Raw genomic sequence first — 21,080 nt, 5'->3', positions numbered from 1 at the left:
GCACGCCACGGGCATGCGCCTCTAGCAAATCAAGAAGTTAGCTTTCGTACAGACTCAGGCGACTACTTGATATGGAAATGGTATCAGCCTTCAGATGAAGCGTTCGCGTCCGGGGTCACGTCCCCGACACGTTTTTCCAGCTGTCGCAGTCGCCGCGCAATGTCATCGAGTTGGCGAATACGCGCCGCGCTCTTGCGCCACTCGGCGGCCGGCTGCATGGCCGTACCGGAAGAATAGGAGCCCGGCTCAGTGATCGAGTGGGTCACCATGGTCATCCCGGTCAGGAACACGTTATCGCAAATTTCGATGTGCCCTACGAGGCCGACGCCACCGGCGAGCATGCAATGCTTACCGATTTTGGTACTGCCGGAAATGCCGCAGCAGGCCGCCATTGCGGTGTGATCACCCACCTGGACGTTATGGGCGATCTGGATTTGGTTGTCGAGCTTGACGCCGTTACCGATGATCGTATCGGCCAATGCGCCGCGATCGATGGCGGTATTCACACCGATTTCCACGTCATCACCGATCACCACGCCGCCGATTTGGGCGATCTTGTGCCAAACGCCCTTTTTGTTGGCGAAACCGAAGCCTTCACCACCGAGCACCGCGCCGGACTGGATCACTACACGCTTGCCGATACGCACGTCGTGGTACAGGGTGACCCGTGGCGCCAGCCAGCCGCCATCGCCGATTTCACAACGAGCGCCGACAAAGCACTGGGCGCCAATGGTCACGCCCGCGCCAATGCGCGCACCGCTCTCAATCACCGCGAAAGCGCCGATACTCGCCGCCGGGTCGATCAGCGCATCCGCCGCCACGACAGCACTCGGGTGAATACCTGGCGCCGCCTTGGGTTTCGGGTCGAACAGGTGCGAAATACCTGCATAGGCTAGGTAGGGATCGGCCACTACCAAGGCATTCCCAGCATAAGCCTCGGCCTCGGCGGCCTTGAGCAACACAGCGCCGGCCTGGCAGTCCGCGAGGTATTTACGGTATTGGGGATTTGCCAGAAAACTCAATTGAGCTGGGCCAGCCTCCTGCAAGGTGGCCAGCCCGGTGATTTCCTTCTCCGGGTCACCACGCAGGGTGGCGCCGAGGATCTCGGCCAATTGGCCGAGCTTGATAGTTGCAGTCATGGATTACTTCAGCTGATTCATGCGCTCGATAACCTGGCGAGTGATGTCGTACTGAGGTTTGACATCGATCACTGCACCACGCTCGAACACCAGGTCAAAAGCACCTTTCTTGATGACTTCTTCTACCGCGCTGTCCAGTTTGGGCTTCAATTGCTTGAGCATTTCACGGTCGGCTACGGCCTTGGCTTCGTTCAATTCCTTGGACTGGAACTGGAAGTCACGGGCCTTTTGCTTGAATTCCAGCTCAAGGCGCTCACGTTCGCCCTGTTGCATCTTGTCGCCACCGCTGACAAGGCGGTCCTGGATGCCCTTGGCGCTGCTTTCCAGGGCTTTCAGCTTAGTCAGTTGCGGGCCGAACTTCTTCTCGGCATCCACGGCGTATTTCTTGGCCGCGTCGGATTCCAGCAACGCCATCTGGTAGTTCAGGACAGCGATCTTCATTTCGGCAAACGCCGGGGTAGCCACCAGGACGGTCGCCAGCAGCACCAGTTGAGTCAACTTACGCACGATAAACTCCTACAAATTCATTGTCGTTATCTTGGGTCAGACTATCAGAACGTCTGACCGAGGGAGAATTGGAATATCTGAGTTTCAGCGTTATCCGGTTTCTTGACTGGCATCGCCAGGGCAAAGCTCAACGGGCCCAGGGCAGTGACCCAGGTCACGCCCACACCGACGGAGCTGGCGAGGTTGCTCAAACTGATATCGTTGCACTGTGTATTGGAAGCTGAACCGTTGGTGTTCTTGACCTGATCGCACTTGGAGTCGAACACGTTACCCACATCCCAGAATACCGAGGTGCGCAGGGAGCGTTGATCCTTGACGAACGGCAGCGGGAACAGCACCTCCGCGCCGCCCTGGATCAGCACGTTACCACCGAACGGCAGCGGATCATTGTCTGAGTCGGCAATGGTACCGACGTTACCCGTCACGCCCACACCGCGGCTTGGCGTACCACGAGGACCCAAGGTGCTGTCCTTGAAGCCACGGACCGAGTTGAAACCACCGGCATAGTAGTTCTCGTAGAACGGCAAGCCCTCGGTCGAGCCATAGCCGTCGCCGTAACCCAGTTCGGTATGGAAACGCATGGTGTAGGTATCAGTCAGCGGCGCGAACACTTGGCCGCGGTAGTCGAGCTTGAAGAATGACAGGTCGCTGCCTGGCGTGGTGGCTTCCAGGGTCACGCTCTGGGAATGACCACGGGTGGCCAGGACGCCCTTGTTCAGGGTCGATTCCGACCAGCCGACCGAGGCCTTGAAGTTCAGGTAGCTGTCGCCCTCGCGGTTCACGAAGTCGAAGATCTCGTCCACGGTATACAGGCCGGTCTTGATCTTGTCCTGCTGCGCAGTCAGACCGAAGGTCAGACGCGAGGTCTCGCTGATCGGGTAACCCACGCTCACACCGGCACCCAGGCTATCTACCGCATAGCTGGCAACATCGACGTCGAGGTCTTTGTAGTCGGTGGTGCGATAGAACACGTTGTAACCCAGGCTGACACCGTCGGTGGTCCAATAGGGATCGACGTAGCCGAAGTTGTAACGGCTCTGGTATTCACTGCGGGTCAGGCCGATGCTGACTTTGTTACCCGTACCGAGGAAGTTGTTCTGGGTAATCGAACCACCGAGGATCAGACCGGCACTCTGGGCAAAACCGACGCTGGCGGTGATCGAACCCGAAGCCTGCTCTTCCACCGCGTAATTCACATCGACCTGGTCGTCGACACCTGGAACCGCCGGGGTCTCGACGTTGACTTCCTTAAAGAAGCCCAGGCGTTCGAGACGGGTCTTGGACTGGTCGATCAGGTAGGTGGAAGCCCAACCGCCTTCCATCTGGCGCATTTCACGACGCAACACTTCGTCGGCGGACTTGGTGTTGCCACGGAAGTTGATCCGGTTGACGTAGGCACGCTTGCCCGGATCGACCACAAAGGTGATATCGACGGTGTGATCCTCGTCGTTCGGCGTCGGTACGCCGTTGACGTTGGCAAAGGTATAACCATCGTTACCCAAGCGACGGGTGATCAGCTCCGAGGTAGTGGTCATCAGCTTACGCGAGAATACCTGGCCCTTCTCGACCAGCAGCAGGGACTTGACCTGGTCTTCAGGCACTTTCAGGTCACCGCTGAGCTTCACCTCGCGAACCTTGTATTTCTGACCTTCGGTGACGTTGACGGTGATATAGACGTTTTTCTTGTCCGGCGTGATCGAAACCTGGGTCGAGGCGATATCCATGTTGATATAGCCACGGTCCAGGTAATAGGAACGCAGGCGCTCCAGGTCACCGGAAAGTTTTTCACGAGCATACTTGTCGTCGTTCTTGAAGAACGACAACCAGTTGGTGGTCTTGAGTTCGAACAAATCGATCAGGTCTTCGTCGGGGAATACCGTGTTGCCCACCACGTTGATGTGCTGGATGGCGGCAACGGTGCCTTCGTTGATCTTGATTTTCAAGCCTACGCGATTGCGCGGCTGTGGCACCACTTCGGTCTCGACCTCGGCGGAGTAGCGGCCTTGGGCCACGTACTGACGCTGGAGTTCGTTACGAACACCTTCGAGGGTTGCGCGTTGGAAGATCTCACCTTCGGCCAGACCGGACTGCTTCAGACCCTTTATCAGGTCGTCAGTCGAAATGGCCTTGTTGCCTTCTATATCGATACTGGCCACCGAAGGCCGCTCGACCACCGTGATAACCAGAACGTTACCGTCGCGCCCCAGCTGGATATCCTGGAAAAACCCGGTTTTGAACAACGCGCGAGTGGATTCCACCAGGCGCCGATCATCCGCTTGCTCCCCAACGTTCAATGGTAACGCGCCAAACACACTACCAGCGGATACCCGCTGAAGGCCATTGACACGAATATCGGAGATAGTGAAGGACTCGGCGTGAACTTCGGCGATCATCAATACGGTGAGAACCGCAGTTAGCAGCAGACGTTTCATGAAGTCCTTTCTTATTCCAACTGGCAATAAACAAATTGCCGCAAAAAAATGCGGCGAACTCGCAATTTCTTCGGCGCGTTACAGTCGACCCAGATCGTTGACCAGGGCAAGTAGCATCACCCCAACCACCAAACTGATGCCGATTTGTATCCCCCAACCCTGTACTCGCTCCGACAACGGGCGACCACGGGCCCACTCGATCAGATAAAACAGCAAATGCCCCCCATCCAGTACCGGGATAGGCAACAAATTCAGAACGCCCAGGCTGATGCTCAAATAAGCCAGGAAATTCAGGAAATCAGCGACACCCGACTGGGCCGAAGCGCCCGCCACTTTAGCAATGGTTATCGGTCCACTCAAGTTTTTTACCGAGAGCTCGCCGAACAACATTTTCTTTAGCGAATCCAGGGTCAGAACGCTCATGTTCCAGGTACGCCTGGCCCCCTCGCCGATCGCCGCCAAAGGCCCGAAGCTGACCTCTCGGACCATCTCCGGCGGCCAATCCACGGCCTTGACGCCTGCCCCCAGGTAACCGCTGGCAGACTTACCCTCACCCCGGGAAGCCAAGGTCAGCGGGACATCGATTTGAGCACCATCGCGCTCCACATGCAGCACAATTTTGGTATCCGGCCGTACACGGACCCAATCCACCACTTGCTGCCAGTCATCGACGGCATCGCCATTCAACGACAGCAGGCGATCGCCGGTCTTCAGGCCAGCGGCCTGAGCCGGGCCTTTGGGGTCGAGTTCGGCTAACAATGGCGGTAGCGCCGGGCGCCACGGACGAATCCCCAAGGACTTGATCGGGTCGGGCTCGTCAGCGCCATGCAGCCAGTGGTCAAGGATCAGCTCACGGGGAGAGTCGCTGGTCGAACCCGGCTCACGCACCTGCAAGTGCAACGTGCCACTTTCTCCCAGCCGACGGACCAACTGCAGGTTGACGGCGGACCAACCGGTGGTCGGCTCGCCATCTATGGCGACAATTTCCTGACCGACGTTCAAACCCGCCTTGGCTGCGATACTGCCGCTCTCCACCCCGCCGATGATCGGACGTACCTGCTGGCTGCCGAGCATCGCCAGCACCCAAAAAAACACGATTGCCAACAGGAAGTTGGCGATTGGGCCGGCAGCGACAATAGCGATGCGCTGACGCACGGTCTTGCGATTGAAGGCCTGATCGAGCTCGCCCGGCGCAACCGCCGCTTCACGCTCGTCGAGCATCTTCACGTAGCCGCCGAGCGGAATCGCCGCCAACACGAACTCGGTGCCATGACGGTCATGCCAACGCAGCAGCGGCGTACCGAACCCCACGGAAAAGCGCAACACCTTGACGCCGCAGCGGCGCGCCACCCAGAAGTGACCGAATTCATGAAAAGTAACCAGCACACCCAATGCCACCAGGGTGCCGACAATCATATAGAGCGCGCTCATCTACTTTCTCCGCAATCCTATCAAGTGTCGCATCGCGCTTACGCTACACCGGGCTCAACGCCCGTTGCGACTCAGCCACTGTTCGGTCAATGCCCGTGCCTTGGCATCTGCTGCGAATACCGCGCCGAGTTCATCGACCGCAACAACAGGTTCCAGATTCAACACTGCCTCGATGATACTCGCGATCTCGGGATAACGGATACGCCGTTCGAGAAACGCGGCTACGGCCACCTCATTGGCCGCATTGAGCATCGCCGGTGCGCTGCCGCCGGCTTCGGCGGCGGCCCGCGCCAGGCGCAAACAAGGGAAACGCTGCTCATCCGGCGCCTGGAAGTCCAGCCGTGCCACAGAAAACAAATCCAATGGAGCGACACCGGAATCGATGCGCTCCGGCCACGCCAGCGCATTGGCAATCGGCGTGCGCATGTCCGGATTGCCCAATTGGGCGAGCACCGAGCCATCGACATAATCGACCAGCGAATGGATCACGCTCTGCGGGTGAATCACCACCTCGACCTGGCTCGGCAGAGCATCGAACAGCCAGCAGGCCTCGATCAACTCCAACCCCTTATTCATCATGCTCGCGGAGTCGACGGAAATCTTGCGCCCCATTGACCAGTTGGGGTGCGCACAGGCCTGATCAGGTGTCACATGCTCCAGCTCGGTTAACGGCGTTTGCCGGAATGGGCCACCGGAGGCGGTCAGCAGAATGCGTCGCACTCCCACTGCCCCCAGTCCACGGGCGAAATCGCCTGGCAGGCATTGGAAAATCGCATTGTGCTCACTGTCGATTGGCAGCAGCACCGAACCGCTCTTGCGCACTGCCTGCATGAACAGGGCGCCGGTCATCACCAACGCCTCCTTGTTGGCCAACAAGATTTTCTTGCCGGCCTCAACCGCCGCCAGGGTAGGACGCAAGCCTGCCGCACCTACGATCGCCGCCATCACGGTGTCGACTTCGGGGTCAGACGAAATCTGGCACAACGCCTCTTCGCCTACCACTACCTCGGTAGACAGGCCAGCGGTGCGCAAATCCTCCTGCAGACGACGAGCATCGGCTCGCTCAGGCACCACTGCAAAACGCGGCCTGTGACGCACGCACAAGGCGAACAGCTCAGCCAGGCGGCTGAAGCCGCTCAAGGCAAACACTTGATAACGCTCGGGGTGCCGAGCAATGACATCAAGGGTGCTCATGCCGATGGAACCGGTAGCGCCCAATACCGTGATCTGTTGTGGGCGGCTCACGATGCGGCGATCCACAGCAACACCGCGAACATCGGGATCGCCGCGGTCAAGCTGTCGATACGGTCGAGCACGCCACCATGACCGGGCAACAGGTTACTGCTGTCCTTGATCCCGGACTGACGCTTGAACATGCTTTCGGTCAAGTCGCCGACGACCGAAATGAACACGATGACCGCCGCACCCAACAGGCTCGCCAGGATCTGGCCAAAGCCCCAGCCGTACACCAGGCCAACCACTGCCGTAATCACCAGACTCAACAGCAGGCCGCCATAGACACCCTCCCAGCTCTTACCCGGACTGACCGCCGGCGCCAGCTTGCGTTTGCCAAAGGCCCTCCCGGAAAAATAGGCGCCGATATCGGCACCCCAGACCAGGATCATCACCGCCATGATCAACAGGTTGCCGTGGCCGGAAGCATGCTGCTTGATTTCGATCAGCCCCTGCCAGGCCGGCAACAGGATCAGGAAACCGATCACCAGCTTGCTCGCCGTGCTCGACCAGTGCGCACTGGACTGCGGATAGGTCAGCACCAGGTAGACCGCCAACCCCCACCACAACACCGACGCTCCCAGCACCCAGGGTGCCAGGTTCGGCAGCACGTACATGAAAAACAGCAAAACCGCGACCGACGCCGCATACGCCACACGCGCCGGCTGCCCCTCAAAGCCTGCCAGGCGGGCCCACTCCCAGGCACCAAGAGTGATGACTACGCCGATAAACAGCGCAAACCAGAACCCTGAGAGCAGAAAAAAACCGCACAAGGCAATGGGTAGAAGGATCAGTGCCGTGACGATGCGTTGCTTGAGCATTAAACTCGGGCCCCCGCTTCGACCTGCTCGCTCGTTTTACCGAAGCGACGCTGGCGGGAAGCAAAATCAGCCAGCGCGTTGCGCATGGCATCGTGTTTGAAGTCCGGCCAGAACAGGTCGGAGAAATGCAGCTCGGCATACGCCAACTGCCACAACAAAAAGTTACTGATGCGATGTTCGCCACCGGTACGAATGCACAAGTCCGGCAGCGGCTGATCGCCAGTTGCCAGACAGGTCTGCAGCAACTGCGGGGTGATGTCGTCCGGACGCAGATGCCCGGCCTGCACTTCGCAAGCCAGACGTTGCGCCGCTTGGGCGATATCCCACTGTCCACCGTAGTTGGCGGCGATTTGCAGAATGAAACGATTGTTGCCCGCCGTCACGGCTTCCGCCTCGCGCATCGCTGCCTGGAGTTCAGGATGGAATCGCGAGCGATCACCAATGATCCGCAAGCTGATGTTGTTATCGTTGAGGCGCTTGGCCTCGCGCCGCAACGCCTTGAAAAACAGATCCATCAAGGCGCTGACCTCGTCAGCGGGGCGCTGCCAGTTCTCACTGGAGAAGGCGAACAAGGTCAATACCTCGACCTTGGCCTCGGCACACACCTCGATCACCGCCCGCACTGCATCGACACCGGCCTTATGGCCGGCGACACTGGGCAAGAAACGCTTCTTCGCCCAGCGATTATTACCATCCATGATGATCGCGACGTGGCGCGGTACCGAGGACAGTCCTGCCTGCTTGGTCTTTTCCATGAAAACGTCCTGACCCTTATACAGCCATCAGGTCCGCTTCTTTTTGCTTCACGGCCACTTCGATTTTAGCCACGAAGCTGTCAGTCAGCTTCTGGATCTCGTCGGCAGCACGACGTTCTTCGTCTTCGCTGATTTCCTTTTCCTTGACCAGGTCCTTCAGGTCGCCCAGCACGTCACGGCGAATGTTGCGCACCGCAACTCGGGCGTTTTCTGCCTCTTCGCGGGCCTGCTTGGTGAAACCACGACGGGTTTCTTCGGTCAGGGCCGGCATGGAAATCAGCAGCAGCTCGCCCAGGTTGGTCGGGTTCAGGTTCAAGCCGGCGCTACCGATGGCCTTGTCCACCGCGCCGAGCATGTTGCGCTCGAATGCCACCACCTGCAGGGTCCGTGCATCCTTGACGGTGATGTTGGCCACCTGTTTGATCGGGGTATCGGCGCCATAGTAAGGCACCATCACGCCTTCCAGAATGCTCGGATGAGCCTGTCCGGTACGGATGCGACCGAAGTTGTGAGCCAGGGACTCCAGGGATTTCTGCATGCGCTCTTGAGCGTCTTTCTTGAGTTCGTTGATCATTGTTGGCCTTCCTCGATCAGGGTTCCTTCAGCGCCGCCATGCACGATGTTCAGCAGGGCGCCGGGCTTGTTCATGTTAAATACACGTAGCGGCATTTTGTGATCACGGCACAGGCAGATAGCGGTGAGGTCCATGACACCGAGCTTGCGATCCAGTACTTCATCGTAGGTCAGATGATCGAACTTCTCGGCATGCGGATCCTTGAACGGATCGGCGGTGTAGACACCATCGACCTTGGTCGCCTTAAGCACCACGTCGGCATCGATTTCGATTGCGCGCAGGCAAGCGGCCGAATCCGTGGTAAAGAACGGATTGCCGGTACCCGCTGCGAAAATCACCACTTCCTTGGAGTTGAGGTGACGCATTGCCTTGCGACGATCGTAATGATCGGTCACGCCGACCATGGAAATGGCCGACATCACGATGGCAGAGATATTCGCACGTTCCAGCGCGTCGCGCATCGCTAACGCGTTCATCACGGTAGCCAGCATACCCATATGGTCGCCGGTGACGCGATCCATCCCCGCAGCGCTCAGGGCGGCGCCACGGAACAGGTTACCCCCTCCGATCACCAGGCCGACCTGCACACCGATGCCGACCAACTGCCCCACTTCCAGCGCCATGCGATCCAGGACTTTCGGATCGATCCCGAACTCTTCCGAGCCCATCAGGGCCTCGCCACTCAGCTTGAGTAGAATGCGTTTATAGCGAGCTTGATAACCACTGCCCTGCTGAGCCATTGCGAATCTCTCCTGCGGCGTTTAAAAAACTTGCGAATTGTTTGCAACTCGCGCTAACACTAGCTGGACGCTGCTACAGCGCCATCGGAACACAGCCTTGTAAGCCGGCTCCGAAAGGAAAAAGAGAAACTCTCCTCCCATTTGAAAAGAGGCTGCGCGCGTAAGCGGGCAGCCTCTTGGGTCGACAGTTGAAAACCGTCTTATTGCTTGGCGGCAGCCAGCTGTGCAGCCACTTCCTCAGCGAAGTTGTCGGCTGGCTTCTCGATACCTTCGCCTACTTTGAAATAGGTGAAGGAAACGATTTCGGCGCCACCTTTCTTGGCCAGCTCGCCGACCTTGATTTCAGGGTTCTTGACGAACGCCTGCTCAACCAGGCTAGCTTCGGCCAGGAACTTGCTGATACGGCCCTTGACCATGTTCTCAACGATGTTTTCCGGCTTGCCTTTGATCTTCTCTTCGTTCAACTGCAGAAACACGGCTTTTTCGCGTTCGATAGCTTCAGCGGAAACTTGCGAAGGCAGCAGGAACTCAGGGTTGCTGGCCGCTACGTGCATCGCAATGTCCTTGGCCAGGTCGACGTTACCGCCGTTCAGAGCCACGACCACGCCGATCTTGTTGCCGTGCAGGTAGGAACCGATCACGTCACCCTCGATACGGGCCAGGCGACGGATATTGACGTTCTCGCCCACTTTGGCAACCAGGGCTTCGCGAGCGACTTCTTGAGCGGCGATCAGCGGAGCGGCATCGGTCAGTTTGTCAGCGAAAGCTTTTTCAATGCTGGCAGCAACGAAGTTCTTGAAGTCGTCTTGCAGAGCCAGGAAGTCGGTCTGCGAATTCACTTCCAGGATAACGGCAGACTTACCGTCGTCCTTGATCGCGATAGCCCCCTCGGCAGCAACGTTGCCTGCTTTCTTCGCGGCTTTGATGGCGCCCGATGCGCGCATGTCATCGATGGCTTTTTCGATGTCGCCACCGGCCTTGGTCAAGGCCTTCTTGCAGTCCATCATGCCTTCGCCGGTACGCTCGCGCAGTTCTTTGACCAACGCTGCAGTAATCTCTGCCATTTCAAAATTCCTCTTGGATAGGTTATCAACCATTCCACCCGATCGAACGGGCGTTCAATTCTTCTCGAACCACCCTTGTTAGCAGCTACACGTTACAGACATTGCAACGGCGCGCCAGACAAATGGTTTTCGAGGGGGCAAAAAGGGGGCCAGGCCCCCTTTTTGCTTACTGAGCCAACGCCAGGGCGTCGATTACTCAGCGGCGGCAACCGGCGCTTCTTCGGTGAACTCAACGGTACCGCCAGGAACGTTGGTGCGACCGCGGATCACCGCGTCAGCCATCGAACCCATGTACAGCTGGATGGCGCGAATGGCGTCATCGTTGCCTGGGATGATGTAGTCAACACCTTCCGGGCTGCTGTTGGTATCGACAACGCCGATGACCGGGATACCCAGCTTGTTGGCTTCGGTGATCGCGATGCGCTCGTGGTCAACGTCGATCACGAACAGTGCGTCTGGCAGACCGCCCATGTCCTTGATACCGCCCAGGCTACGATCCAGCTTTTCCAGATCGCGAGTGCGCATCAGCGCTTCTTTCTTGGTCAGCTTGGCGAAGGTGCCATCTTCGGCCTGCACTTCAAGGTCACGCAGACGCTTGATGGAAGCACGGATGGTCTTGAAGTTGGTCAGCATGCCGCCCAACCAACGGTGATCGACATACGGCGAACCGCAACGTGCTGCTTCTTCAGCGACGATCTTGCCAGCGGAACGCTTGGTACCGACGAACAGAATCTTGTTTTTACCCTGGGCCAGACGCTCTACGAAAGTCAGAGCTTCGTTGAACATTGGCAGGGTTTTTTCGAGGTTGATGATGTGGATCTTGTTACGCGCGCCGAAAATGTATTTGCCCATTTTCGGATTCCAGTAACGGGTCTGGTGACCGAAGTGCACACCGGCCTTCAGCATATCGCGCATGTTGACTTGGGACATGATAGTTCCTTAATTAAGTCGGGTTTGGCCTCCACGCATCCCAATGACCAACCCGGCAGCATCAAGCTGAAGGCACCCAGGTCATCGTGTCGACACGTGTGTGGATTTAAGCCTTTCGGGGCATCCCCGCAAAGCGGCGCATGTTATACCACAGGGAGGACAAAAACGAAACCTGGATTCGTATTTCCTATCAAGGACTTTGGTGCGCCCCTTGGTTTTGCACCTGAAGCCCCCATTCTTTATGGAGACAAGCGATATCCGGACCTCATGATTTGCCTCCTCAGTCTGTTAGAATCGCATTTTTCAGGGTTTTGAGAACGCAACACTCCATGACCGGATGTTGCCCTGCTCGACCTTTTCCCGTGTTTATCAGCGCCGACGAGCGCATAGAGAGCCTGTATGACCGTCACCCTCAAAACTCCCGAGGACATCGCAAAAATGCGCGTCGCCGGCAAGCTGGCCGCCGATGTACTGGAAATGATCGGTGAATACGTCAAGCCTGGCGTCACCACCGAGGAACTGGACCGCCTTTGCCACGACTATATCGTCAACGTACAACAGGCCATTCCCGCGCCCCTCAACTACAAGGGTTTCCCTAAGTCGATCTGCACCTCGGTCAACCACGTGGTCTGTCATGGCATCCCCGGCGACAAGCCGCTCAAGGATGGTGACACCGTGAACATCGACGTGACCGTGATCAAGGACGGCTACCACGGCGATACCAGCAAGATGTTCCATGTCGGCAACGTGCCGGTCTGGGCCGAGCGCCTGTCCCAGGTGACCCAGGAATGCATGTACAAAGCGATCGAGATCGTCAAGCCTGGCTGCCGCCTGGGCGATATCGGCGAAATCATCCAGAAACACGCTGAAAAGAATGGCTTCTCGGTGGTTCGCGAGTTCTGTGGCCACGGCATCGGCAAAATCTTCCACGAAGAGCCACAGATTCTGCACTATGGCCGCGCCGGTACCGGCATGGAACTGAAAGCCGGCATGACCTTCACCATCGAGCCGATGATCAACCAGGGCAAGGCCGACACCAAGGTGCTGGGCGACGGCTGGACCGCTATCACCAAGGACCGCAAGCTCTCGGCCCAGTGGGAACACACCTTGCTGGTCACCGAAACCGGCTACGAGATCTTCACCCTGCGCCGCGATGACACCATCCCCCGCGTCTCAGCCTGATCCACAAAGGTAAACCAATCGATGCCGCAGGTGGACCCCGAACTCTTCGACCGCGGTCAGTTCCAGGCGGAACTGGCCTTGAAGGCCAGCCCGATAGCGGCATTCAAGAAAGCCATCCGCCAGGCTCGTGAGGTCCTCGACGCACGCTTTCGCAGCGGACGCGATATCCGTCGGCTGATCGAGGATCGCGCCTGGTTCGTCGATAACATCCTGCAAAAAGCCTGGGAGCAGTTCGACTGGAACGAAGACGCCGATATCACCCTGGTGGCAGTCGGCGGCTATGGCCGGGGGGAATTGCACCCCTACTCGGACATCGATTTGCTAATCCTGCTGGACAGCGCCGACCACGAGATTTTTCGCGACTCCATCGAGCGCTTCCTGACCCTGCTCTGGGATATCGGCCTGGAAGTCGGCCAGAGCGTTCGCTCGATCGACGAGTGCGCCCAAGAGGCACGCGCCGACCTGACCATTATCACCAACCTGATGGAAAGTCGCACCATCGCTGGCCCCGAGCACCTGCGCCAGCACATGCTTGAGGTCACCAGCACCGCCCACATGTGGCCGAGCAAGAACTTTTTCCTGGCCAAACACGCCGAGCAGAAGGCCCGCCACCACAAATACAACGACACCGAATACAACCTGGAACCCAACGTCAAGGGCTCGCCCGGCGGTCTGCGGGATATCCAGACGATTCTCTGGGTTGCCCGTCGCCAGTACGGCACCCTGAACCTGCGCGCCCTGGCTGGCGAAGGCTTCCTGGTGGAAAGTGAAAACGCACTGCTGGCCTCCTCCCAGGAGTTTCTCTGGAAGGTCCGCTATGCCCTGCACATGCTCGCCGGGCGCTCCGAGGACCGCCTGCTGTTCGACCATCAACGCAGCATCGCCGGGCTGCTGGGGTTTCAGGGCGACGACGCCAAGCAGGCCGTTGAGAACTTCATGCAGCAGTATTACCGGGTGGTCATGAGCATTGCCCAGCTCAGCGACCTGATCATCCAGCACTTCGAAGAGGTCATCCTCGCCCCGGCAGACCAGGCTGCGCCGCAGCCGCTCAACTCGCGTTTCCAACTGCACGACGGTTATATCGAAGCAAGCAAGCCGAACGTCTTCAAACGCACGCCATTTGCCATGCTGGAAATTTTCGTACTGATGGCTCAGCAACCGGAAATCAAGGGCGTGCGTGCCGACACCATCCGCCTGCTGCGCGAACACCGTCACCTGATCGACGATGACTTTCGCAACGACATCCGCAACACCAGCCTGTTCATCGAGCTGTTCAAGTGCAAGATCGGTATCCACCGCAACCTGCGCCGGATGAACCGCTACGGCATCCTCGGGCGTTACCTGCCGGAGTTCGGCGACATCGTCGGGCAGATGCAGCACGACCTGTTCCACATCTATACGGTCGATGCACACACCCTGAACCTGATCAAGCATCTGCGAAAGCTGCAGTACACCCAGGTTTCCGAGAAATTCCCACTGGCCGCCAAGCTGATGGCCAAGCTGCCCAAGCCCGAACTGGTCTACATGGCCGGGCTCTACCACGACATCGGCAAGGGCCGCCACGGCGACCACTCGGAGCTCGGCGCAATCGACGCCGAAGCCTTCTGTAAGCGCCACCAGTTGCCCGCCTGGGACAGCCGCCTGATCGTCTGGCTGGTACAAAACCACCTGGTGATGTCCACCACTGCCCAGCGCAAGGACCTGTCCGATCCGCAGGTCATCCATGACTTCGCCCAGACCGTCGGCGACCAGGTGTACCTGGATTACCTGTACGTGCTCACCGTCGCCGATATCAACGCGACCAACCCGAGCCTGTGGAACTCCTGGCGCGCCAGCCTGTTGCGCCAGCTCTACACCGAGACCAAGCGCGCCCTGCGCCGCGGCCTGGAAAACCCGGTAGACCGCGAAGAGCAGATTCGCCAGACCCAAAGCGCCGCCCTGGATATCCTGGTGCGCGCGGGCACCGACCCCGACGATGTCGAGCAACTCTGGTCGCAACTGGGCGATGACTACTTTCTGCGTCACACCGCCGGCGATGTCGCCTGGCACAGCGATGCAATCCTCCAGCAGCCAGCCGATGGCGGACCGTTGGTGTTGATCAAGGAAACCACACAGCGCGAATTCGAAGGCGGCACGCAGATCTTCATCTACGCCCCGGACCAACATGACTTTTTCGCCGTGACCGTGGCCGCCATGGACCAGCTCAACCTGAACATCCATGATGCCCGGGTCATCACCTCCAGCAGCCAGTTCACCCTCGACACCTATATCGTGCTAGACAACGACGGCGGCGCCATCGGCGACAACCCGAAGCGGGTCCGGCAGATCCGCGATGGCCTGACCGAGGCCCTGCGCAATCCCGACGACTACCCCACCATCATCCAACGCCGAGTACCGCGCCAGCTCAAGCACTTCGCCTTCGCCCCGCAGGTAACCATCCATAATGACGCCCAGCGCCCGGTGACTGTACTTGAGCTCAGCGCTCCAGACCGGCCCGGCCTGCTGGCACGGATCGGCAAGATCTTCCTGGAGTTCGACCTGTCGCTGCAGAACGCCAAGATCGCCACCCTCGGCGAACGGGTGGAGGATGTGTTCTTCATTACCGACGCCGACAACCAACCGCTGTCCGACCCGCAACTGTGCAGCCGATTGCAAGACGCTATCGTCGAACAGTTGAGTGTCGACGCCGAACCGCCCCCTGAAACGACGCGCCTGAGTCTCTGACGCGCCGACACCTGAATGAAGCGAGCACCGTTACCGATGAACAACGCCCTGAACCAGTTGCAGCCCTACCCGTTCGAGAAGCTGCGCGCCCTGCTCGCCAGCGTGACGCCGAACGCGGATAAGCGGCCGATTGCTCTGTCCATCGGTGAACCGAAACACCGCTCGCCGGCGTTTGTCGCCGAGGCCCTGAGCGCCAACCTGGAGCAGATGGCCGTGTACCCGACGACCCTCGGCGTATCGACCCTGCGTGAAGCCATCGCCGGCTGGTGCGAGCGGCGTTTCGGCGTGCCGAGCGGCTGGATCGATCCGGCGCGCAATGTCCTGCCGGTCAATGGCACCCGCGAGGCGCTGTTCGCCTTCACCCAGACCGTGGTCAACCGTGACGACGATGCACTGGTGGTCAGCCCCAACCCGTTCTATCAGATCTACGAAGGCGCGGCCTTCCTCGCCGGAGCCAAGCCGCACTACCTGCCGTGCCTGGACGAGAACGGCTTCAACCCAGACTTCGACACCGTATCGAGCGAGACCTGGCAGCGTTGCCAGATTCTGTTTCTCTGCTCACCGGGCAACCCGACCGGCGCACTGATTCCAGTAGAGACCCTGAAAAAACTGATTGCCCTGGCTGACGAACACGACTTCGTGATCGCCGCCGACGAGTGCTACAGCGAACTGTACTTCGATGAGCAGACACCGCCGCCAGGCCTGCTCAGCGCCTGCGTGGCGCTGGGTCGCAAGGATTTCAAGCGTTGCGTGGTGTTCCACAGCCTGTCCAAACGTTCCAACCTGCCGGGGCTGCGTTCGGGTTTTGTTGCCGGTGACGCCGATATTCTCAAGGCTTTCCTGCTGTATCGCACCTATCACGGTTGCGCGATGCCAGTGCAGACCCAGTTGGCTAGCGTGGCTGCCTGGAACGACGAAGTCCATGTACGCTCTAACCGTGCGCTGTACCGGGAGAAATTCGATGCGGTGCTGGAGATCCTGGCACCCGTGCTGGATGTACAGCGGCCGGATGGCAGCTTCTATCTGTGGCCGAATGTGCAAGGCGACGATGCGGCGTTCTGCCGTGATCTGTTTGCCCAAGAGCATGTAACCGTGGTGCCCGGCTCCTACCTGTCCCGCGAAGTGGCCGGCGTCAATCCGGGGGCCGGGCGCGTGCGCATGGCACTGGTTGCGCCACTCGCCGAATGCGTTGAAGCCGCTGAGCGGATCCGCGCGTTTATCCAACGCCGCAAGTAGTTACAGCCAGGAACGCTCTCAAGTCGCCGGGTCATGGCATAATCTTCAACCTTTCATCCCTCACATCTCCAAAGGGGAGGCAATTGCTGTGACCGCTTCGAGCAAAACGTTGCACCTTTTCGGAATCAAGGCATGCGACACCATGAAAAAGGCCCGTACCTGGCTCCAAGAGCAGGCCGTGCCGTATGAGTTTCACGACTACAAGACCGCCGGCATCGACCGCGAACACCTGACCCGGTGGTGCGACGAGCACGGCTGGCAAGTAGTGCTGAACCGCGCCGGAACCACCTTTCGTAAACTCGACGACGAACATAAAGCCGATCTCGACCAGGCGAAAGCGATCGAGCTGATGCTCGCTCAGCCCTCGATGATCAAGCGCCCGGTGCTCGATCTCGGTAACCGAACGCTGATTGGCTTCAAGCCAGATAGCTACGCGGCGGCCCTCAACTGAGCCAGAGCGCTCAAGGCCCCCACTCATTTTTGCAAGAGGTAACTGCATGTCCACTACTCTGTTCAGCCTGGGCTTCGGCGTTGGTACCCAGAATCGTCAAGGTGTCTGGCTGGAAGTGTTCTACGCCCAACCGCTGATCCAACCGTCCGCCGAACTGGTCGCAGCCATCGCGCCAATATTGGGTTACACCGGCGGCAACCAGGCGATCGGTTTCACCACCGCTCAAGCCTCGCAATTGGCCGAAACGCTGAAAGGGATCGACGCCGCCCAGGCCGCGCTGCTGACCCGCCTGGCCGAAAGCCATAAGCCGCTAGTGGCCACCCTGTTGGCTGAAGACACCCAACTGAGCTCCACCCCCGAGGCCTACCTTAAGCTGCACCTGCTGTCCCACCGCCTGGTCAAGCCCCACGGCCTGAGCCTGGCCGGCGTATTTCCGTTGCTGCCGAACGTGGCCTGGACCAGCCAGGGTGCCATCGACCTCTCCGAGCTGGCCGCGCACCAACTGGAAGCCCGCCTGCGTGGCGAGCTGCTGGAGGTATTCTCGGTGGACAAGTTCCCGAAAATGACCGACTACGTGGTGCCGAGCGGCGTGCGTATCGCCGACAGCGCACGGGTTCGCCTGGGCGCCTATATCGGCGAAGGCACGACCGTGATGCACGAAGGCTTCGTCAACTTCAACGCCGGTACCGAAGGCCCAGGCATGATCGAAGGCCGTGTGTCGGCGGGAGTATTCGTTGGCAAGGGCTCGGACCTCGGCGGCGGCTGCTCGACCATGGGCACCCTGTCCGGAGGCGGTAATATCGTGATCAAGGTCGGCGAAGGCTGTCTGATCGGTGCCAACGCCGGTATCGGTATCCCGCTGGGCGACCGCAACACCGTGGAGTCCGGCCTGTACGTGACTGCCGGCACCAAGGTCGCGCTGCTCGACGAGAACAACCAGTTGGTCAAAGTGATCAAGGCCCGCGATCTGGCCGGCCAGCCGGACCTGCTGTTTCGGCGCAATTCGGAAACCGGCGCGGTGGAATGCAAGACCCACAAGTCGGCCATCGAGCTGAACGAAGCCCTGCACGCGCATAACTGAGCAGGATCGCTGTTGTAAGGCCGGCTTGCCGGCGAGGGTGCCCACGAGGCCACCTTCGCCAGCCAGCTCGGCGCCTCCGGGTTTGCGCATCCCCGTCCATGCAACCAGGGCCGAACACTATGTTGATTCCCTCTCCCTGGCGTGCCGACTTTCCGGCCATCGCCGCCCTGCAACGGCAGGACCAGATCTATCTGGACAGCGCCGCCACCACGCAAAAACCGCAAGCCCTGCTCGATGCCCTGGCGCATTATTACGCCAATGGCGCGGCCAACGTCCATCGCGCCCAGCACCTGCCCGGCGCCCATGCGACCCAGGCCTTCGAAGACAGCCGGATCAAGGTCGGCCAATGGCTGAACATCGCAGACAGCGGGCAAGTGATCTTCACCCATGGCGCCACCTCGGCGCTGAACCTGCTGGCTTATGGCCTGGAAGCGCTTTTTCAAGCGGGCGATGAGCTGGTTATCAGTGCCTTGGAACACCACGCCAATCTGTTGCCCTGGCAGCAACTGGCACAACGCCGAAGCCTCAAGCTGATCGTCTTGCCCATCGATGCGGCTGGCCTGATCGATGTTGAGGCTGCGTGTGGCCTGATCGGTAAACGCACCCGCCTCCTGGCCGTCAGCCAGCTATCCAATGTGCTCGGCGCCTGGCAACCCTTGCCGGAGCTGCTGGCATGGGCGAAGAACCAGGGCGCCCTGACGGTCGTCGACGGCGCACAGGGGGTGGTACACGGTCGCCACAACGTGCAGGCGCTGGGTAGCGACTTCTACGTGTTCTCCAGCCACAAGCTGTATGGTCCCGAAGGGCTCGGCGTGCTCTATGGTCGCGATGAGGCACTGCATCAGTTGCGTCATTGGCAATTCGGCGGCGAGATGGTCCAGGATGCCGATTACCAACACGCCAGCTTTCGCCCCGCTCCGCTGGGTTTCGAGGCCGGGACACCCGCCATTGCCAGCGTGATCGGGTTGGGGGCGACCCTCGACTACCTCACCGGCCTGGACCAATCCGCCGTCTTCGCCCACGAAGCAGCGCTGCACGCCCACCTGCTGCAAGGCCTGAAAGTGCGCAAGGGCATTCGGCTACTCGGCGAGCCGCAAACGGCATTGGCCAGTTTTGTCGTCGACGGCATGCATCATGCCGATCTTGCCCACCTGCTGACCGAACAGGGCATCGCGGTCCGGGCCGGCCATCACTGTGCGATGCCGTTGATGAAACGCCTCGGCCTGAACGGCGCGATCCGCGTATCGCTGGCGCTGTACAACGACTCCGATGATCTCGAGCGTTTTTTCGAAGCGCTGGATCAGGCAATGGATCTGTTGCGATGAGTTTGCCCAAACAAGCGCAGAGCGCTTTGGAGAGCTTCCAGATGGCAGCGAGCTGGGAGCAACGAGCACGGTTGCTGATGCAATGGGGCGAACGCCTGCCCCCCTTGGCCGATGTCGACAAGATCGAGGCTAACCGGGTACACGGCTGTGAGAGTCAAGTCTGGTTGACCGGCTTATTGCAGGACAACCGCTGGCAGTTTGTGGCCCACGGCGATGCACGGATAATCCGCGGACTGCTGGGGTTGCTGCTGGTACGGGTCAATGGCCTGACCGCTGAAGAGCTGCAAGGGATCGACCTGCCAGGCTGGTTCAACCAGTTGGGGCTAGCCCGGCAGTTGTCGCCCTCCCGTAGCAACGGCCTGCACGCGGTGCTGCAGCGGATGCATGAGCTGACCGGCACGCAGGGTTGAACGGACTCCCGTGGCGAGCGGGCCAGCTCACTCGCCACGGGAGTCCGTCCGCTACTCGGGTTTTATCCGCTCCGATGGCCGTCGCACACCCGCAACGATCTTGTCCACCGCCTTGGTGGCCGCCACCATGCCGAAGGTCGCGGTGACCATCATCACCGCGCCGAATCCTCCGGCACAGTCCAATTTCACGCCATCGCCGACAAAACTCTTCTGCAGGCAGATGCTGCCATCGGGCTTCGGATAACGCAGTTGCTCAGCGGAAAACACACAGGGCACGCTGTAATGGCGAGTCACCGTGCGGGAGAAGCCGTAATCGCGACGCAGGGTCGAGCGTACCTTGGACGCCAACGGATCGTTGAAGGTGCGATTCAGGTCGCAGACCTGGATCAGTGTTGGATCGATCTGCCCACCGGCGCCGCCCGTGGTGATGATCTGGATCTTGCGCCGCTTGCACCAGGCAATCAGCGCCGCCTTGGCATTGACGCTGTCGATGCAGTCGATCACGCAATCGATATCCGTCGTGATGTACTCAGCCATGGTGTCGCGGGTGACGAAATCCGTCACCGCCTGTACGCGACATTCCGGGTTGATCCCCTTGAGGCGCTCGGCCATGACCTCGACCTTGGCGCGGCCCACGGTGCTGTCAAGAGCGTGTAGCTGGCGATTGCTGTTGCTGACGCAGACATCGTCCAGGTCGAACAGGGAAATCGCCCCCACGCCACAGCGGGCAATCGCTTCCGCTGCCCAGGAGCCAACCCCGCCCACACCGACGATGGCCACGTGCGCAGCCTTCAACCGCGCCAACCCTTCAATGCCATACAACCGGGCAACGCCGGCAAACCGTGGATCTTCTGCGCTCATGACCAATAACCCGAAAAATCGGCGCGCATTATAGGGCCGTTCGAAGGCTGCAGGCACCTTCAGGCTACGAATGGCTGTCGCTTGAGTAAAAATGACACCATCTTCACCAGAAACAAGCTACAAAGATCCAGGAAAGAACTTAAGCAAACTGTCATTGCCAAAGCTCAACCATCCACCACTTTGT

19 protein-coding genes are annotated in these 21,080 nt (G+C 59.6%); 7 read left to right on the top strand and 12 right to left on the bottom strand.

Annotated elements, in window-relative coordinates:
- Window positions 1-83 precede the first annotated feature (83 nt).
- The 11 genes from lpxD to rpsB form a co-directional block, all read right to left on the bottom strand.
- Window positions 84-1,139 carry a UDP-3-O-(3-hydroxymyristoyl)glucosamine N-acyltransferase gene (gene lpxD / locus AWM79_RS04200; RefSeq protein ID WP_017130864.1) on the bottom strand — a complete coding sequence of 352 codons (1,056 nt, stop codon included), beginning with the start codon at window positions 1,137-1,139 and terminating at the stop codon, window positions 84-86.
- 3 nt (window positions 1,140-1,142) lie between these two features.
- Complete coding sequence (locus AWM79_RS04195; RefSeq protein ID WP_017130863.1) at window positions 1,143-1,646, bottom strand: OmpH/Skp family outer membrane protein; 504 nt, start codon at window positions 1,644-1,646, stop codon at window positions 1,143-1,145.
- A gap of 44 nt (window positions 1,647-1,690) precedes the next feature.
- Window positions 1,691-4,078: an outer membrane protein assembly factor BamA gene (bamA, locus tag AWM79_RS04190; RefSeq protein ID WP_060782214.1), complete on the bottom strand. Its 2,388-nt coding sequence runs from the start codon at window positions 4,076-4,078 to the stop codon at window positions 1,691-1,693.
- Window positions 4,079-4,156: 78 nt separating this feature from the next.
- Window positions 4,157-5,509: a sigma E protease regulator RseP gene (gene rseP / locus AWM79_RS04185; protein WP_017130862.1), complete on the bottom strand. Its 1,353-nt coding sequence runs from the start codon at window positions 5,507-5,509 to the stop codon at window positions 4,157-4,159.
- A 54-nt stretch (window positions 5,510-5,563) separates the two neighbouring features.
- Entirely contained in the window at window positions 5,564-6,754 is a 1,191-nt protein-coding gene (gene ispC, locus AWM79_RS04180; RefSeq protein WP_017130861.1) for a 1-deoxy-D-xylulose-5-phosphate reductoisomerase, read from the bottom strand.
- Complete coding sequence (locus AWM79_RS04175) at window positions 6,751-7,563, bottom strand: phosphatidate cytidylyltransferase (protein ID WP_017130860.1); 813 nt, start codon at window positions 7,561-7,563, stop codon at window positions 6,751-6,753. Before AWM79_RS04175 ends, ispC begins: the two co-directional genes overlap by 4 nt.
- On the bottom strand, window positions 7,563-8,318 hold the full coding sequence (uppS, locus tag AWM79_RS04170; RefSeq protein WP_060782213.1) for a polyprenyl diphosphate synthase: 756 nt from the start codon (window positions 8,316-8,318) through the stop codon (window positions 7,563-7,565). Before uppS ends, AWM79_RS04175 begins: the two co-directional genes overlap by 1 nt.
- 16 nt (window positions 8,319-8,334) lie before the next feature.
- Window positions 8,335-8,892, bottom strand: a complete 558-nt coding sequence (frr, locus tag AWM79_RS04165) for a ribosome recycling factor (RefSeq protein WP_017127121.1) — start codon at window positions 8,890-8,892, stop codon at window positions 8,335-8,337.
- Window positions 8,889-9,632, bottom strand: coding sequence for a UMP kinase (gene pyrH, locus AWM79_RS04160; protein WP_003189161.1), 744 nt, complete (start codon window positions 9,630-9,632; stop codon window positions 8,889-8,891). The genes frr and pyrH overlap by 4 nt, the downstream gene beginning before the upstream one ends.
- A gap of 200 nt (window positions 9,633-9,832) precedes the next feature.
- Window positions 9,833-10,696 (bottom strand): translation elongation factor Ts, encoded by an 864-nt coding sequence (gene tsf / locus AWM79_RS04155; protein WP_060782212.1) that lies wholly within the window; start codon window positions 10,694-10,696, stop codon window positions 9,833-9,835.
- 192 nt (window positions 10,697-10,888) lie between these two features.
- Entirely contained in the window at window positions 10,889-11,626 is a 738-nt protein-coding gene (gene rpsB, locus AWM79_RS04150) for a 30S ribosomal protein S2 (protein WP_017130857.1), read from the bottom strand.
- 399 nt (window positions 11,627-12,025) lie between these two features.
- Between rpsB and map the strand changes: the two genes are divergently transcribed.
- The 7 genes from map (at window position 12,026) to AWM79_RS04115 (ending at window position 20,035) form a co-directional block, all read left to right on the top strand.
- Window positions 12,026-12,808, top strand: coding sequence for a type I methionyl aminopeptidase (gene map / locus AWM79_RS04145; protein ID WP_060782211.1), 783 nt, complete (start codon window positions 12,026-12,028; stop codon window positions 12,806-12,808).
- A gap of 21 nt (window positions 12,809-12,829) precedes the next feature.
- Entirely contained in the window at window positions 12,830-15,532 is a 2,703-nt protein-coding gene (locus AWM79_RS04140; RefSeq protein WP_060782210.1) for a [protein-PII] uridylyltransferase, read from the top strand.
- Between the two features lie 36 nt (window positions 15,533-15,568).
- The gene (gene dapC / locus AWM79_RS04135; RefSeq protein ID WP_060782209.1) at window positions 15,569-16,768 is read left to right on the top strand and encodes a succinyldiaminopimelate transaminase; all 1,200 of its coding nucleotides are present in this window, start codon (window positions 15,569-15,571) and stop codon (window positions 16,766-16,768) included.
- Between the two features lie 142 nt (window positions 16,769-16,910).
- Window positions 16,911-17,219: an arsenate reductase gene (locus tag AWM79_RS04130; RefSeq protein WP_017130853.1), complete on the top strand. Its 309-nt coding sequence runs from the start codon at window positions 16,911-16,913 to the stop codon at window positions 17,217-17,219.
- Between the two features lie 46 nt (window positions 17,220-17,265).
- Complete coding sequence (gene dapD, locus AWM79_RS04125) at window positions 17,266-18,300, top strand: 2,3,4,5-tetrahydropyridine-2,6-dicarboxylate N-succinyltransferase (RefSeq protein ID WP_060782208.1); 1,035 nt, start codon at window positions 17,266-17,268, stop codon at window positions 18,298-18,300.
- Between the two features lie 119 nt (window positions 18,301-18,419).
- Window positions 18,420-19,625, top strand: a complete 1,206-nt coding sequence (locus tag AWM79_RS04120; protein WP_060782207.1) for an aminotransferase class V-fold PLP-dependent enzyme — start codon at window positions 18,420-18,422, stop codon at window positions 19,623-19,625.
- Window positions 19,622-20,035, top strand: a complete 414-nt coding sequence (locus AWM79_RS04115) for a SufE family protein (protein ID WP_060782206.1) — start codon at window positions 19,622-19,624, stop codon at window positions 20,033-20,035. The genes AWM79_RS04120 and AWM79_RS04115 overlap by 4 nt, the downstream gene beginning before the upstream one ends.
- A 51-nt stretch (window positions 20,036-20,086) precedes the next feature.
- Here the strand turns inward: AWM79_RS04115 and tcdA are convergent, their stop codons facing one another.
- A complete protein-coding gene (tcdA, locus tag AWM79_RS04110) occupies window positions 20,087-20,896 on the bottom strand; it encodes a tRNA cyclic N6-threonylcarbamoyladenosine(37) synthase TcdA (RefSeq protein ID WP_017130849.1) in 810 nt (269 codons plus the stop codon).
- Window positions 20,897-21,080: the final 184 nt, after the last annotated feature.

Source organism: Pseudomonas agarici, assembly GCF_001543125.1.
Taxonomy (GTDB): domain Bacteria; phylum Pseudomonadota; class Gammaproteobacteria; order Pseudomonadales; family Pseudomonadaceae; genus Aquipseudomonas; species Aquipseudomonas agarici.
This window is presented reverse-complemented; position numbering and strand designations above follow the sequence as displayed.